Here is a 14,371-nt window from a genome sequence, read left to right as displayed (position 1 = left end):
CATGATTCTCATTGCATAGTCGGGAGAATCACGGAAAAATGCGCACGAAATTCTTTTCTGGGACAGTAGAGTGATATGAAGGTACTGGTTACCGGTGCGACCAGCGGATTAGGCCGCAACGCAGTGGAATATCTGCGCAATAAGGGCATCAGCGTGAGAGCCACCGGGCGCAACGAAGCGATGGGTAAGCTTCTGAGCAAAATGGGGGCAGAATTCATCCCGGCCGATTTAACCGAGCTGGTCTCTTCGCAGGCTAAAGTGATGCTCGCCGGTATCGATACCCTGTGGCACTGCTCCAGCTTTACCTCGCCCTGGGGCACCCAGCAGGCTTTCGATCTCGCTAACGTCCGCGCCACCCGCCGTCTGGGCGAATGGTCTGTGGCATGGGGGGTGCGCAATTTCGTCCATATCTCTTCGCCATCGCTCTATTTCGATTATCACCACCATCGCGATATCCAGGAAGATTTCCGCCCGCATCGCTTCGCCAACGAGTTTGCCCGCAGCAAGGCGGCCAGCGAGGAGGTGATCAACCTGCTGGCGCAGGCCAACCCGCACACCCGTTTTACCATTCTGCGTCCGCAGAGCTTGTTCGGGCCGCACGATAAAGTCTTTATTCCCCGGCTGGCGCAAATGATGCAGCATTATGGCAGCGTCCTGTTGCCGCGTGGCGGCAGCGCGCTGGTCGACATGACCTATTATGAAAACGCCGTGCATGCGATGTGGCTGGCGAGCCAGTCGGCCTGCGATCATCTTCCTTCCGCCCGCGCGTGGAATATCAGCAACGGCGAACCGCGCACCTTGCGAAGCATCGTGCAGAAACTGATCGACGAGCTGGGCATCAAGTGCCGGATCCGCTCAGTTCCCTACCCGATGCTGGATATTATTGCCCGCAGCATGGAACGTTTTGGCGATAAAACAGCCAAAGAGCCCGCCTTTACCCACTACGGCGTTTCCAAACTTAACTTTGATTTTACGCTCGACATCACCCGCGCGCAGGATGAACTGGGCTATCAGCCGGTGGTGACGCTTGACGACGGCATTGTGCGTACCGCCGCCTGGCTACGCGACCACGGTAAACTTCACCGCTAACCCTGGCCATATTTTTCTAACAGCGCCTCGGCTATCGCTTCAGTTTGCGCATCCGCTACGCCATCCCAGCGCTGCGGACGGAAGTGCATCTGGAAGGCGATAATCACCCGCTTCTTCTGCGCGGGGGTCATCTCCGGCGTCACCTGATAGCCGTAGCGCGCCAGTAAATCCAGCACCACCTCTGGGTCAACGGGATCGCTGGCCGGCCGTCCGTTCAGATAAAAGGCCACTCGCTGCTCGTCAGGCCAGGCGCCAATCCCCTGCTGCGCCAGCTGTTGCCAGGGAAACAGCGGCCCCGGATCGTCTTTACGCTGCGGCGCGATATCGGCATGGGCCACCACGTTCTGCGGCGCGATGTGGTAGCGGGTGATAATATCGCGCGCCAGCGGGATCAGGGCCGCTATCTGTTCCGGATGGAAGGGGGTAAAGCTTTTGACGCCCGCCGTCTTCTGCCAGCCGCGGTTCTCCAGCTCAATGCCGATGGACGTATCATTGATACGCGTACTGCCGCGCCAGTAGCTCACCCCGGCGTGCCAGGCTAAATCCTCTTCCGGCACCAGCTGCCAGATCCGCGGTTTATGCTGATAACGCGGCGGCTGCTCGGGGATTAAATAGTGGGAGCTGACCTCTTTATCGGTCAACGTCGCCAGAGAAACATCAAAATTGTCTGCCGTATAGTGGATCACCAGCACTTTTATTCGCGGATAGGCCGCCTGCGCCGGATGGCGAGTGTCCAGCTGGTATCCATCGCGATCGATAATTCCCTTTTCCCCGGCACAGCCGGTTAACAGCAGCGCCAGCAGGGCGACCTGCGCAATCCGTTTCATCCCCTTTCCCTCGCCCGGCAGTGGAGCCGGGTTAATAAGACCATTGATTACGTCCTTTATTTTTAGCCTGGTACAACGCACTGTCCGCCCGGGCGATCAGCGTCTCCATCGGGACCGTGCCGTCGGAAGCCACCACGCCCATGCTGACGGTCACTACCGCCGCCACCGCAGAGGCTTCATGCGGCAAGGCCGCGTCGTGGATTTTCTGCTGAATGCGCTCGGCAATGACGGTGGCGTGCGCTAAGGAAACCCCCGGCAGCGACACGACAAACTCCTCGCCGCCGTAGCGGGCCACCAAATCGTCCTCAGCCCGCACCGCCATTTTAAGCACCTGCGCGACAGACGATAAGCAGTCATCGCCGGCCTGATGGCCGTAATGGTCGTTATAACGCTTAAAGTAATCGACATCGATCATGATCAGCGCTAACGGCGCTTTTTGCTCCCAGAGCTGCGCCAGAAAAGCATTCAGTGCCCGGCGATTGGCCGTTCCGGTTAAGGCATCCCGGTTAGCGATACTTTCCAGCCGCTGGATAAGCTGCATATTTTCCTGATGCGTATCCCAGGCTTCATCATACCAGCGCTGCAGAATACGCCGTCCATAAAGCAAAATCGCGGTGAAAATAGCCCATAAGGTCAAAAAACGAAATTCACCGTCATAGTGAATCTGCACCCCTGCCAGCAAGGCGGTCACCCACATTGGGAGCATAAAGGCGATAATGCCGGGCCAGTGGTGATAGAGCGCGGTGAGCCCGGTGGTCATTAAAATCACCAGCAGCGGCCAGGCGAAGGGCAAGGTCCAGAAAAAGATAAAACAGTAATTACTCAGGGACCAGCACAGGCTGAGCGCCAGCAGCAGCCCGGTGATGATATTCAGCGTATATCGCCCCTGCGCCAGCCGCGGGGTGACGGCAATAATCACTAAAATGGCCGAAATAATAATAACCGCGATCAGCGCCACTTCGATATAAGGAATAACCGCCCGGTGCGTCAGTAACTTCTTATCAAAATAGGTAAAGATAAAATTGCGGAAGAAAATCATTAACGCAAAAGCGATATTGACAAAGGCCAGCCAGGGCATACTCATGGACAGCGCATGGCGCTGAACATTATCTTTGGTGGCCCACAACGCGGCTCGCTGCTGCCGGGCCTGCTCTCGCTTATTTGTTAACATCTTATCTCCCTGGTGACCTGCATGACCATGGGTGCAGCCCCTGCTGTTCTATATGATAAACCATGTTACCGGGAATGTCTGTCAGCGTCCCGGCCCCTTCTCCTGCGTGCGCCTCAGCTAATTTTCAGCTAACCACAGTAAAAAAAGGTCTTGCGTCGCCTCAATGTTCATTCCGCAAAAAAAAGCAAGCATTATCAATGAGAACCTCGTCATCTTTTCTTTAAAAAAGCGTTAACTAATCGTCATAAAATTGCAGTATTTTGCTTGAAAAAAAAGCGGCGTTAGTACAATCTGAAATCGCTCATTGGTGAGTTAAAACAAGAGCATGATGATAGCAAAATAAACAATGGAGTCTAAAAATATGAAATATGCAGCTTTAGTGGCAGGTGCAGCATTGTTTTTAACGGCGAACGCCTTCTCCGCTGAGATTTTAACGAAAGAAGCCTTTAATAAGGTCCATACGCAATATACCAAAATCGGCACCATTTCCTCTACCGGCCAGACTGCGCCGAGCGATGCCCGTGAAGAGCTGATTAAAAAGGCCGATGAAAAAGGCGCGGACGTTATCGTGCTCTCTTCCGGTAATACCGATAAAAAACTGCACGTCTCCGCTAACATCTATAAGAAGAAGTAATTAATCTTATATCTCAAGAAACATTATCCTATTGTCCGGGTAATGTTTCTTGTTTGCCCAAAAAGTCTGTTTATTTTTAAACGGCGCCTGGTTTTTCCTGCCTGAATATCATTCGGTGATGCGCATTGTCGACTTCCTGCCTTAAGGCCGTTGTCACATCAAGGTCTTAGCTCTTTGCGTCAAGTACAATCCGCACGCTATACGCTATGCTTTAACGGAAACTGAAAACGTAGTTCGCTTATAAGGAAATCATCATGCGCTACAAACTTCTTGCTGTACTTCTCCCTTGCGCGCTGGCGCTCAGCGCCTGTACGACCGTCACCCCGGCCTATAAAGATAATGGTACCCGCAGCGGCCCCTGTGTCGAAGGCGGCCCTGACGACGTAGCGCAAAAATTCTATGACACTCAGATCCAGAACCGCACTCAGGATCCGGCGGCGCTGCGCCCCTATCTGAGCGACGGGCTGGCGCAGTTACTCAATGACGCCCGCCAGGATCCGGCCAACAGCAAACTGCTGCAGGCTAACCCGTTCTCCAGCAGCAGCACCCCAGCAGACAGCGCCGTGGTCGCCAGCGCCTCCACCATCCCGAACCGTGATGCGCGCAATATTCCGCTGCGCGTCGAACTAAAACAGGGCACCCAGAGCTGGAAAGATGAAGTGCTGATGATCCAGGAAGGCCAGTGCTGGGCTGTCGATGACGTCCGCTATCTCGGCAACAACAGCCATGCGCCAGCCGGGACGCTGCGACAGAGTCTGGAGAAACGCTGATTCCGGAGTTGAAGCCACCCCGCTGAAACGATAACCCCGGTAAAATGTCGGTATTCGCCCCAGGAATGCCGACATTTGCGCCCCCCTCACCCACCAGGCCATATTTTGTGCTAACTTTAAAGCTAAACGTGGTTTAGATTTAACTTTTAACGCATAAATATTGCATAACTATTCTGCCAAAGGTAGTATTTGCGGCCTCAATAGCTATTCGTATCAGACTGCCCAGATGAGTATTAAACTAAACGGCATTAATTGCTTCTACGGCGCACACCAGGCGCTGTTCGACATCACGCTGGATTGCCCGCAGGGGGAAACGCTGGTGCTGCTCGGCCCCAGCGGTGCCGGGAAGAGCTCGCTGCTGCGCGTACTCAACCTGCTGGAGATGCCGCGGTCCGGTTCGTTATCCATCGCCGGCAACCAATTCGACTTCACCAAAGCGCCGTCCGATAAAGCGATTCGCGAGCTGCGTCAGAACGTCGGCATGGTCTTCCAGCAATACAACCTGTGGCCGCACCTGACGGTACAGCAGAACCTGATCGAAGCCCCCTGCCGCGTACTGGGGTTAAGCAAGGATCAGGCGCTGGCTCGCGCAGAGAAACTGCTGGAGCGTCTGCGTCTGAAGCCTTACAGCGATCGCTACCCGCTGCATTTATCCGGCGGCCAGCAGCAGCGTGTGGCTATCGCCCGCGCGCTGATGATGGAGCCCCAGGTCCTGCTGTTCGATGAGCCTACCGCGGCGCTTGACCCGGAAATCACGGCTCAGATCGTCAGCATCATTCGCGAGCTGGCTGAAACCGGCATCACCCAGGTTATCGTCACCCACGAAGTTGAAGTGGCGCGCAAGACGGCCAGCCGGGTGGTGTATATGGAAAATGGCCATATCGTCGAGCAAGGGGATGCCTCCTGCTTCACGCATCCGCAAACTGACGCGTTTAAAAACTATCTTTCACATTGATGTTTTTCGGGGAAATGACGATGAAAAAAGTACTGATTGCCGCCCTGCTCGCAGGCATGAGCCTCTCCGCTTCCGCCGCGCAGACCATTCGTTTCGCCACCGAAGCCTCCTACCCTCCGTTTGAGCTGGTGGACGCCAACAACCAGATCGTCGGTTTCGATGTCGATCTGGCGAATGCGCTGTGTAAAGAGATTGACGCCACCTGTACCTTCACCAACCAGGCCTTTGACAGCCTGATCCCGGGACTGAAATTCCGCCGTTTCGACGCGGTCATGGCCGGGATGGACATCACGCCGGAGCGTGAAAAGCAGGTGCTGTTCTCTACCCCGTATTATGACAACTCGGCGCTGTTCGTCGGTCAGCAGGGTAAGTTCACCAGCATTGACCAGCTGAAGGGCAAAAAAGTGGGCGTGCAGAACGGCACCACCCACCAGAAATTCATCACCGATAAACATCCGGAAATTACTACCGTTCCTTACGACAGCTACCAGAATGCGAAGCTGGACCTGCAGAACGGTCGTATTGACGCGGTCTTTGGCGATACCGCCGTGGTCACCGAATGGCTGAAGAGCAATCCGAAGCTGGCGGCCGTGGGCGACAAAGTGACCGACAAAGCCTATTTCGGCACCGGGCTGGGCATTGCCGTGCGTCAGGGCAACACCGACCTGCAGCAGAAATTTAACGCTGCGCTGGAAAAAGTGAAGAAAGACGGCACTTACCAGACCATCTATAACAAATGGTTCCAGAAGTAAGACTGAATGAACGAAATTTTTCCATTAGCAAGCGCCGCCGGGATGACCGTCGGCCTTGCCGTTTGCGCGCTCGTCATCGGCCTGGTCCTGGCGATGCTCTTTGCGGTACTGGAGTCAGTGAAATGGCGCCCGGTAGCCTGGCTTGCAACCGGCATTGTGACCATCCTGCGCGGACTACCGGAAATTCTGGTGGTGCTGTTTATCTATTTCGGCTCTTCCCAGCTGCTGCTGACGCTCTCTGACGGTTTCACCATCCCGCTCGGGTTCACGCAGATCCCGGTGCAGATGCAGATTGAGAACTTTGACGTCAGTCCGTTCCTCTGCGGGGCGATCGCCCTGTCGCTGCTGTATGCCGCCTACGCCTCGCAAACGCTGCGCGGCGCGCTGAAAGCCGTTCCGCAGGGCCAGTGGGAGTCCGGCCAGGCGCTGGGGCTGTCGAAAGCGGCCATATTCTTCCGTCTGGTGATGCCGCAGATGTGGCGCCATGCTCTGCCCGGCCTCGGTAACCAGTGGCTGGTGCTGCTGAAGGACACCGCGCTGGTGAGCCTGATCAGCGTCAACGATCTGATGCTGCAGACCAAAAGCATCGCCACCCGCACTCAGGAACCCTTTAACTGGTATATCATTGCGGCGGCAATCTATCTCGTCATCACCCTGTTGAGTCAATACATCCTTAAGCGGATTGACCAGCGTGCGACGCGCTTCGAACGGAGACCAGGCTGATGCTCGACTACTTACCCGAACTGCTGAAAGGGCTTCATACCAGCCTGACGCTGACCGTGGCGTCGATTATCGTGGCGCTGATCCTGTCGCTGATTTTTACCATTATCCTGACGCTGAAGACGCCGGGGCTGGTGTGGATAGTCCGCGGCTATATCACCCTGTTTACCGGTACGCCGCTGCTGGTGCAGATCTTCCTGATTTACTACGGCCCCGGACAGTTTCCTTCGCTGCAGGATTATCCGTGGCTGTGGCATCTTATCTCTGAACCGTGGCTGTGCGCTCTGATCGCCCTGTCGCTCAACAGCGCCGCCTACACCACTCAGTTGTTTTATGGCGCCATCCGGGCGATCCCCGACGGGCAATGGCAGTCGTGCAGCGCACTGGGGATGAGTAAAAAGGATACCCTGGCGATCCTGCTGCCGTATGCCTTTAAGCGTGCGCTGTCGTCCTATTCCAACGAAGTGGTGCTGGTTTTCAAGAGTACCTCTCTGGCCTACACCATCACCCTGATGGAAGTAATGGGCCACGGCCAACTGCTGTACGGACGCACCTACGACGTGATGGTGTTCGGCGCCGCCGGGATTATCTATCTCATCGTCAACGGACTGCTGACGCTGCTGATGCGCCTGGTGGAACGTAAAGCGCTGGCCTTCGAGCGACGTAACTAGCGCCTGAGCCTTATTGCATAAAAAGCAGACAACAAGACGGACAAGTCTAACACCTGTCCGTCTTTTTTTATGGCATTAAAAATATTTAATCATATTTATTGCATATAAATTCATTTAATGGCATTGTCACTCTATGCCGCAGACACGGCGAATAATCATAAGATTGACAGACGGGAGTTCCACGATGAAAAAGTTAGTTCTGGCTGCACTGCTCACCACGTTCACCTTCGGCGCTGCCGCCGCAGAGAAAATCAGCTTCGGCGTGTCCGCAACCTATCCGCCGTTTGAATCGATGGATGCCAATAATCAGATTGTTGGTTTCGATCTCGACCTGGCCAAAGCGCTGTGCAAACAAATGCAGGCAGAATGTACCTTTACCAACCACGCTTTTGACAGCCTGATCCCGGCACTGAAGTTCAAGAAATATGATGCGGTGATTTCCGGAATGGATATTACGCCGGAACGCAGCAAGCAGGTGGCCTTCACCGACCCGTACTACGCCAACTCGGCGCTGGTGATCGCCAAAAAAGACGCGTTCCATTCCTTCGATGACCTGAAAGGCAAACGGATCGGCATGGAAAACGGCACCACCCACCAGAAATATCTGCAGGATAAACATCCTGAGGTGAAGACCGTCGCCTATGACAGCTACCAGAATGCGATTATCGATCTGAAAAATGGCCGTATCGACGGCGTGTTCGGCGATACCGCAGTGGTCAACGAGTGGCTGAAAACCAACCCGCAGTTGGGCGCAGCCACGCCGAAAGTGACGGATCCGCAATACTTCGGCACCGGACTCGGCATTGCCGTGCGCCCGGATAACAAGGCGCTGCTGGAGAAACTGAACGCCGCGCTGAAAGCGATTAAGGCCGACGGTACCTACCAGAAAATCAGCAACCAGTGGTTCCCGGAGTAAATTTTTTGCCGGGTGGCACTGCGCTTACCCGGCCTACTCTTTCCCCGTAGCCGGGTAAGGCGTATCCGCCATCCGGCAATGTCTTAAAGTGGCACGAAGAACCTGAACCGCGCCCCGCTTACCGACTCCACCAGTCTGATACCGCCCCCGTGCAACTCCAGCATTCGTTTCACAATCAGTAGCCCTAACCCGCCGCGATCCTCCCGCGATGCCTGGGCAGACAACGCCGACGGCCGCTGGAACAGATCGTCGCGCAGCGCGGCATCGACGCCCGTTCCGTTGTCGGCCACTTCCACCTGGAGCTGTTGATCCTCCTGCCAGACCGCCAGACGGATCTCCCCGCCGACGGGCGTATGCCGCATCGCGTTATCGAGCAGGTTGGTCACCACCCTCTCAATCATCGACACATCGGCGTTAATCAGCGGCAGCGGTCCCGGCACATCAATACGCAGGTTCACCTCGCGCGTGCGGGCAGTTAATTCAAACTTCTGCGCGACATCGGAGATCAGCTCCCCCATCGCAAAACGCTCGCGCTGCGGCTTAATGCTCCCGTGCTCCAGTCGCGCCAGCTCAAACAGCTGCTGCGAGAGATGGCGCACTTTGTTGCCCTGACGCAGGGCGATGGTGAGATATTGCCTGCGCTCCTCGGCGGTCAGCCGTTCATCCTTCAGCGTCAGCGTTTCCAGATACCCCAGCAGCGAGGTGAGCGGCGTACGCAAATCATGGGAGATATTGGCCACAAATTCGCGGCGCTGGCGGTCGCTGTCGGCCAGCCGATCCCACTGGCCGGCTATCTGCTGCGCAAGGTCAATAAAGCGATTCTCGAGCACCGCCACCTCGTTACCAGGCAGGGGCTCCGGCGTGCGGGCCGCCAGAGTTTTGATGGCGCTGATGCTGTCCTGGCCGCTCGCCGCGACCTGGGCGGTGAGCTGGCGGACCGGCCGGGTGACCCAGAACCATGCCAGCCCCCCTGTCAGAAGGCCAAACAGGGCCACCAGCAGCAGCGTCCACAGAACAATGCTCCACAGCGTTTTTTGCCAGGCGTCGGCCGCCAGCTGATTAAAGGTCTCTCCCTGCAAAATGATATACAGGTAGCCGCGCAGCTGCCCGTCGACGCGCAGCGGAGCGGCGCTGAAGACTTTTCGTCCGTCGAGACTACGTGGATCGTCGCCATACACCGGCGACGCACTGCCGGTGAGAAAAGCCTGCACTGGCGCCATATCGATACGCTGGCGCTGGATATGTCCCGGCGGCGCCGCATCGGCCAGCAGGTCGCCATCCGGCGACAGCAGATAGAGCTCCACGCTGGGGTTAAAGGTCATCAGGCGGTCGAACAACGACTTCAGGGTTTGCCGGTTGACCCCGCCGTGGGCGTCCAGCAGCGGCTCGCGGGCGACAATCTGCTGAGCCAGCCCGGCGGAGAGGCGCTGCACCATGGCGTTGCCATACTGCGCGCTGCTGTGTAACTGAACGGCGCATACCGCCGCCGCGCACAGCATCAGCAGGGAGACCACCACCAGCGCCAACCGCTGGCTGAGGCTCAGGCGGCGGATCACGGGGCGACCTCTTGCGACATCGGGGCGAATTTATAGCCTTTACCCCAGACGGTAAGAATAATGTCCGGCTCCGCCGGGTCACGTTCGATTTTGCTGCGCAGGCGGTTGATATGGGTATTAACCGTGTGCTCATAGCCCTCGTGCTGATATCCCCAGACCTGCTCCAGCAGCGCCAGCCGCGAAAACACCTCACCGGGATGGCGGGCGAAGTAATAGAGCAGATCGAATTCGCGCGGCGTCAGGTCCACCACCTCGCCGCGCAGCTTCACTTCGCGCGACAGCGGATCGATGCTCAGGCCATGGCAGGACAGGCGCCCGGCGTCCATCAGCAGGTTCTGCCCCATCGCCTCCTGGCGACGAAACAGCGCTTTGACGCGGGCGATAAGCTCCAGCAGTGAAAAGGGCTTCGCCAGATAATCATCGGCGCCCATCTCCAGGCCCAGCACGCGGTGCATTTCGCTGGTGCGAGCGCTGATGATAATTACTGGCAGGTAACGGGTCATCTGACGGATACGCCGGCAGATCTCCAGGCCATCGACGCCAGGCAGCATCAAATCAAGGATCACCGCATCCCAGACCTGCTTTTCCAGCTGGACAAGGGCCTGGTCGCCGTCGGCTTCATGCACAATCTGATAGCCCTCATCCTGAAGATTGAGCCGCAGCAGCGTGGCAATATCCTCGTCATCTTCCACCAGCAGAATGGTTTTGGCCATTAGATTCCCCCCACCAATAACAAAACATGCAGCGCCAAGCTTACCTGATTTCAGCGGCGCAAAGCCTTCACATTTTGTTTAAACTTCGCGGACCAGCAGGGTCAGCACTTCGTAGTGCGCGGTGTGAGGGAACATATCAAACAGCTGGACCCGCTCGACGCGATAGCCGCGAAGACGGGCAATATCGGTCGCCATGGTGCGAGCGTTACAGCTGGAATAGATGATATAGGGCGGTGCCATGCGGCTTAAATAGTCGCACAGTTCGGCGCCAATGCCGCGGCGCGGCGGGTTGACCAACACCAGCTGCGGGATATCCGCTTCATGAGTGGCGAACTGCGTCGAGTCCAGCGCCTGAAAATGCAGATTGCTGAGCCCCAGCTGCGCGGCTGACTGTCTGGCGCAGGCGATCGCTTCCGGAGCGATCTCGATACCGGTCAGGCGCATCGCCGGCGTCGCGCAGTGCAGGCCAAATCCCCCGACGCCGCAAAACAGATCCCACATATGCTGGACCGGCAGCGCGCGCACCCAGTCGCGGGCGGTGGCATACAGCCGACTGGCTACCGCCGGGTTGGTCTGAAAGAAACTTTGCGGGCGGATCCACAGCGGCACCTCGTTAAAGACCTCCCCCAGCGCCTGCTGTTCGGTGAAGAAGATCTCCTGCTCGCCTTCCATGATTGCCATATGCACCGGCTGGATATTCGCCGTGATCACCTTGAGCTGCGGGAGCTGCGCCTGCAGCCACGGCAGCGCGGCGCGCAGCTGAGCCAGCTTGGCCTCTGAGCGCAGTACGAAGCGCAGCATCATCTCCCCCTGCTGGCTGGCGGTTAGCAGCAGATATTTCAGCTCCCCGCGCTTGCGCGCGACGTTATAGGGGGTTAACCCGGCGCGGGCGATAAAGGGCTTCAGGACGGCAAACACCGGCGCAAACGATGAAGGATAGAGCGGGCAGTCGGTGAGATCCACCGGGGTGCCATCGCGATGCAGCATCCCCAGCAGCGGACGCTCAACGCTGCCGCTGACCACCATCTTGGCCTTGTTACGAAAGGCCGTCTCTGGCCCGCTGACCGGCTCGCCCCAGGCAGCGACCGGGATCGCCGCCAGCAGCGTGCGCAGATCGGCCATTTTATCGGCGAGCTGTTGCGGGACCGGCCGCTCCAGCCATTGACAGGAGCGGCAGCGGCCGGCGTCGTAGAGTGCGCAATGCATAATTGACCTTCAAAAATCCAGGGGCGGGGATTGTATCACCGTTATTGCAGGCGGAAAAACCGACGGCAGTTCGCCGGCACAAACAGCAGCGTCAGAACCAGCAGATCCGGCAGTTTTTGCATCACCAGCGAGTGGAAGATCTCCCGTTTGGATTCGCCGGGAATGCTGAACAGTTCCGGATACCCGTAGCCCAGCGACGCCGCCCACAGGTAGCCGGCGGCGATAATCTGCGTCAGCAGATAGACCCAGCGCGCCCAGTTGCGCCCTTTCACCAGCGAGAAGGCGCACCAGATTTCGACAAATACCAGCGCCAGGCTGCCGAGGAAGACCAGCGTCAGGTTCCAGGTCTGGACGCTGCGGTGTATGAATTCGTTCAGCCCCTGCAGACCCAACAGATTGAGGATCATCAGCAGGTCCAGAGCGCGGATCAAAATAATAGCAAAGGCCGCCACCTGCACCAGCGCAGGGACGTTAAGGCGGGCATGCGATGAGCGAGTTTTCGTAAACAATCCCAACGTAATGTCTTCCATGAAAACGGCGCCACAGGGTGGCGCCGACCGGAGGCTGCTGTACCGATTTTAGGTGGTTCAGCCTTGTCTTGCACGCTGGATATCGCGCACTCGCTGCTTTTCTGCGCGGGCCATCAAATACCAGGCGATAAAACCAACAATACCGACCACGCCAAGGATGAGCGTCGCCAGGGCGTTAATCTCCGGGTTGACCCCCATACGCACGCTGGAGAAGACCAGCATCGGTAACGTCGTGGCCCCGGGACCGGAGACAAAGCTGGCGATCACCAGGTCATCCAGCGACAGCGTGAACGCCAGCAGCCAGCCGGAGATCACCGCTGGCATAATCATCGGCAGCGTGATGACGAAAAAGACCTTCAGCGGCGCGGCGCCCAGATCCATCGCCGCCTCTTCGATCGAGTGGTCCAGTTCACGCAGCCGCGAGGAGATCACCACCGCCACATAGGCGGTACAGAAGGTGACGTGCGCCAGCCAGATGGTCAACATCCCGCGATCCGACGGCCAGCCAATGGCATGTCCCAGCGCCACGAACAGCAGCAGCAGCGAGAGACCGGTGATCACGTCCGGCATAACCAGCGGCGCGGTGATCATAAATGCGAAGCCATTAGACCCGCGAAAGCGTCCAAAGCGCACCATCACCACCGCGGCGATGGTACCGAGGATCGCCGCCGCCGTCGCCGCGCAGGCGGCGATGGTCAGGCTCAGCCCTACCGCGCTCATCATCGCATCATCGTGGAACAGTTCGCTATACCAGCGCGTCGACCATCCGGCCCAGACCGTTACCAGCTTCGAGCTGTTGAACGAGTAGATCACCAGCATCAGCATCGGGGCATAGAGGAAGGTGAACCCAAGCACGAGGATCAGAATGCGCCACGGCGAGCGTACTACCGGCAAGTCGTTCATCCCTGCTCTCCCATCTGTTTTTGCTGGTGCTTGTGGAACCACATGATCGGCACGATCAGCAGCAGCAGCATGACAATCGCCACCGCCGAGGCGACCGGCCAGTCGCGGTTGTTAAAGAACTCCTGCCACAGCACGCGGCCAATCATAATGCTGTCCGGCCCGCCCAGCAGTTCCGGGATCACGAACTCCCCCACCGCCGGGATAAACACCAGCATCGAACCGGCAATAATGCCGCCTTTGGTGAGCGGGACGATCACCTGGAAGAAGGTCTTCAGCGGCCGGGCGCCGAGATCCAGCGAGGCCTCCACCAGCGAATAGTCGATGCGGGTCAGCGCGGTGTAGATCGGCAGCACCATAAACGGCAGATAGGCATACACAATACCGATATACACCGCCAGGTTGGTGTGCAGGATCTCCAGCGGCTGATCGATAACCCCTAACCACAGCAGGAAGTTATTCAACACGCCGTTGCTTTTCAGCAGCCCCATCCAGGCATAAACGCGGATTAAGAATGACGTCCACGACGGCAGGATCACCAGCAGCAGCAGAATATTGCGCGTCGACGGCTTGCTGTGCGCCACCGCCCAGGCCAGCGGATAGCCCAGCAGCAGGCAGCAGATCGTCGATATGCCCGCCACCTGCAGCGACTGGAGATAAGCTTCGAAATAGAGCGGATCGTCAGTCAACTGCAGGAAGTTGGCAAAGTTGAGGGTCAGCGTCAGCTGGCCATCCGCCCACTCCATCAGCTCGGTGTAGGGAGGGATCGCCCGCGCCATCTCGGCAAGACTTATCTTGAACACGATCAGGAACGGCAGCATGAACAACAGGATCAGCCACAGATAGGGCAGCGCAATCACCAGCTTGCGGCCATGCGCCATCTGCAGGCGCGCCGCCCACAGCCCGAAGCCGCCCGGTTTTTTCGCCCCTGACGGGGATTCAACGGTACTCATCGCCCTCT

16 protein-coding genes are annotated in these 14,371 nt (G+C 57.6%); 8 read left to right on the top strand and 8 right to left on the bottom strand.

The window, feature by feature from the left end; translation table 11 throughout:
• Positions 1-75 precede the first annotated feature (75 nt).
• The gene (locus tag A1WC_RS17535) at positions 76-1,089 is read left to right on the top strand and encodes an NAD-dependent epimerase/dehydratase family protein (RefSeq protein ID WP_008805828.1); all 1,014 of its coding nucleotides are present in this window, start codon (positions 76-78) and stop codon (positions 1,087-1,089) included.
• On the opposite strand, the gene A1WC_RS17540 is transcribed toward A1WC_RS17535, so the two are convergent.
• Together A1WC_RS17540 and A1WC_RS17545 are read right to left on the bottom strand one after the other, a co-directional pair.
• On the bottom strand, positions 1,086-1,916 hold the full coding sequence (locus A1WC_RS17540) for an N-acetylmuramoyl-L-alanine amidase (RefSeq protein ID WP_008805827.1): 831 nt from the start codon (positions 1,914-1,916) through the stop codon (positions 1,086-1,088). The two genes, A1WC_RS17535 and A1WC_RS17540, sit on opposite strands and share 4 nt — an antisense overlap.
• A 31-nt stretch (positions 1,917-1,947) precedes the next feature.
• On the bottom strand, positions 1,948-3,087 hold the full coding sequence (locus A1WC_RS17545; protein WP_016160551.1) for a GGDEF domain-containing protein: 1,140 nt from the start codon (positions 3,085-3,087) through the stop codon (positions 1,948-1,950).
• 361 nt (positions 3,088-3,448) lie between these two features.
• On the opposite strand from A1WC_RS17545, the gene yahO reads away from it, so the two are divergent.
• The 7 genes from yahO to artJ all read left to right on the top strand — a co-directional run bounded on the left by yahO (position 3,449) and on the right by artJ (position 8,505).
• Positions 3,449-3,721, top strand: a complete 273-nt coding sequence (yahO, locus tag A1WC_RS17550; RefSeq protein ID WP_008805825.1) for a DUF1471 family periplasmic protein YahO — start codon at positions 3,449-3,451, stop codon at positions 3,719-3,721.
• Between the two features lie 254 nt (positions 3,722-3,975).
• Positions 3,976-4,491: a lipoprotein gene (locus A1WC_RS17555; protein ID WP_012968629.1), complete on the top strand. Its 516-nt coding sequence runs from the start codon at positions 3,976-3,978 to the stop codon at positions 4,489-4,491.
• A 226-nt stretch (positions 4,492-4,717) separates the two neighbouring features.
• Complete coding sequence (gene artP, locus A1WC_RS17560) at positions 4,718-5,446, top strand: arginine ABC transporter ATP-binding protein ArtP (RefSeq protein WP_012968630.1); 729 nt, start codon at positions 4,718-4,720, stop codon at positions 5,444-5,446.
• 20 nt (positions 5,447-5,466) lie between these two features.
• Positions 5,467-6,198: an arginine ABC transporter substrate-binding protein ArtI gene (artI, locus tag A1WC_RS17565; protein ID WP_002896390.1), complete on the top strand. Its 732-nt coding sequence runs from the start codon at positions 5,467-5,469 to the stop codon at positions 6,196-6,198.
• Positions 6,199-6,204: 6 nt separating this feature from the next.
• Positions 6,205-6,921 (top strand): arginine ABC transporter permease ArtQ, encoded by a 717-nt coding sequence (gene artQ / locus A1WC_RS17570; RefSeq protein ID WP_002896386.1) that lies wholly within the window; start codon positions 6,205-6,207, stop codon positions 6,919-6,921.
• Entirely contained in the window at positions 6,921-7,589 is a 669-nt protein-coding gene (gene artM, locus A1WC_RS17575; protein ID WP_008805822.1) for an arginine ABC transporter permease ArtM, read from the top strand. Before artQ ends, artM begins: the two co-directional genes overlap by 1 nt.
• 184 nt (positions 7,590-7,773) lie before the next feature.
• The gene (gene artJ / locus A1WC_RS17580) at positions 7,774-8,505 is read left to right on the top strand and encodes an arginine ABC transporter substrate-binding protein ArtJ (protein WP_008805821.1); all 732 of its coding nucleotides are present in this window, start codon (positions 7,774-7,776) and stop codon (positions 8,503-8,505) included.
• An 83-nt stretch (positions 8,506-8,588) separates the two neighbouring features.
• Here artJ and A1WC_RS17585 read toward each other — a convergent pair whose 3' ends face one another.
• The 6 genes from A1WC_RS17585 to potH form a co-directional block, all read right to left on the bottom strand.
• Positions 8,589-10,061, bottom strand: coding sequence for a sensor histidine kinase (locus tag A1WC_RS17585; RefSeq protein ID WP_016160550.1), 1,473 nt, complete (start codon positions 10,059-10,061; stop codon positions 8,589-8,591).
• Entirely contained in the window at positions 10,058-10,774 is a 717-nt protein-coding gene (locus tag A1WC_RS17590) for a response regulator transcription factor (protein WP_012542345.1), read from the bottom strand. The genes A1WC_RS17585 and A1WC_RS17590 overlap by 4 nt, the downstream gene beginning before the upstream one ends.
• 78 nt (positions 10,775-10,852) lie before the next feature.
• Positions 10,853-11,980 (bottom strand): 23S rRNA (uracil(747)-C(5))-methyltransferase RlmC, encoded by a 1,128-nt coding sequence (gene rlmC, locus A1WC_RS17595; protein WP_016160549.1) that lies wholly within the window; start codon positions 11,978-11,980, stop codon positions 10,853-10,855.
• Positions 11,981-12,021: 41 nt separating this feature from the next.
• The gene (locus A1WC_RS17600; RefSeq protein ID WP_008805817.1) at positions 12,022-12,510 is read right to left on the bottom strand and encodes a YbjO family protein; all 489 of its coding nucleotides are present in this window, start codon (positions 12,508-12,510) and stop codon (positions 12,022-12,024) included.
• A gap of 57 nt (positions 12,511-12,567) precedes the next feature.
• Positions 12,568-13,413: a putrescine ABC transporter permease PotI gene (gene potI, locus A1WC_RS17605; protein ID WP_002896372.1), complete on the bottom strand. Its 846-nt coding sequence runs from the start codon at positions 13,411-13,413 to the stop codon at positions 12,568-12,570.
• Complete coding sequence (potH, locus tag A1WC_RS17610) at positions 13,410-14,363, bottom strand: putrescine ABC transporter permease PotH (RefSeq protein WP_008805816.1); 954 nt, start codon at positions 14,361-14,363, stop codon at positions 13,410-13,412. Before potH ends, potI begins: the two co-directional genes overlap by 4 nt.
• Between the last annotated feature and the right edge of the window lie 8 nt (positions 14,364-14,371).

The sequence above is a fragment of the Klebsiella sp. KTE92 genome, assembly GCF_000398905.1.
Classification (GTDB): Bacteria; Pseudomonadota; Gammaproteobacteria; order Enterobacterales; family Enterobacteriaceae; genus Klebsiella; species Klebsiella variicola.
This window is presented reverse-complemented; position numbering and strand designations above follow the sequence as displayed.

Excerpts from the sequence above, each read along its gene's own strand:
- A1WC_RS17535 (WP_008805828.1), top strand. The coding sequence starts at position 76 with ATGAAGGTACTGGTTACCGGTGCGACCAGCGGATTAGGCCGCAACGCA.
- A1WC_RS17540 (WP_008805827.1), bottom strand. The coding sequence starts at position 1,916 with ATGAAACGGATTGCGCAGGTCGCCCTGCTGGCGCTGCTGTTAACCGGC.
- A1WC_RS17545 (WP_016160551.1), bottom strand. The coding sequence starts at position 3,087 with ATGTTAACAAATAAGCGAGAGCAGGCCCGGCAGCAGCGAGCCGCGTTG.
- yahO (WP_008805825.1), top strand. The coding sequence starts at position 3,449 with ATGAAATATGCAGCTTTAGTGGCAGGTGCAGCATTGTTTTTAACGGCG.
- A1WC_RS17555 (WP_012968629.1), top strand. The coding sequence starts at position 3,976 with ATGCGCTACAAACTTCTTGCTGTACTTCTCCCTTGCGCGCTGGCGCTC.
- artP (WP_012968630.1), top strand. The coding sequence starts at position 4,718 with ATGAGTATTAAACTAAACGGCATTAATTGCTTCTACGGCGCACACCAG.
- artI (WP_002896390.1), top strand. The coding sequence starts at position 5,467 with ATGAAAAAAGTACTGATTGCCGCCCTGCTCGCAGGCATGAGCCTCTCC.
- artQ (WP_002896386.1), top strand. The coding sequence starts at position 6,205 with ATGAACGAAATTTTTCCATTAGCAAGCGCCGCCGGGATGACCGTCGGC.
- artM (WP_008805822.1), top strand. The coding sequence starts at position 6,921 with ATGCTCGACTACTTACCCGAACTGCTGAAAGGGCTTCATACCAGCCTG.
- artJ (WP_008805821.1), top strand. The coding sequence starts at position 7,774 with ATGAAAAAGTTAGTTCTGGCTGCACTGCTCACCACGTTCACCTTCGGC.
- A1WC_RS17590 (WP_012542345.1), bottom strand. The coding sequence starts at position 10,774 with ATGGCCAAAACCATTCTGCTGGTGGAAGATGACGAGGATATTGCCACG.
- rlmC (WP_016160549.1), bottom strand. The coding sequence starts at position 11,980 with ATGCATTGCGCACTCTACGACGCCGGCCGCTGCCGCTCCTGTCAATGG.
- A1WC_RS17600 (WP_008805817.1), bottom strand. The coding sequence starts at position 12,510 with ATGGAAGACATTACGTTGGGATTGTTTACGAAAACTCGCTCATCGCAT.
- potI (WP_002896372.1), bottom strand. The coding sequence starts at position 13,413 with ATGAACGACTTGCCGGTAGTACGCTCGCCGTGGCGCATTCTGATCCTC.
- potH (WP_008805816.1), bottom strand. The coding sequence starts at position 14,363 with ATGAGTACCGTTGAATCCCCGTCAGGGGCGAAAAAACCGGGCGGCTTC.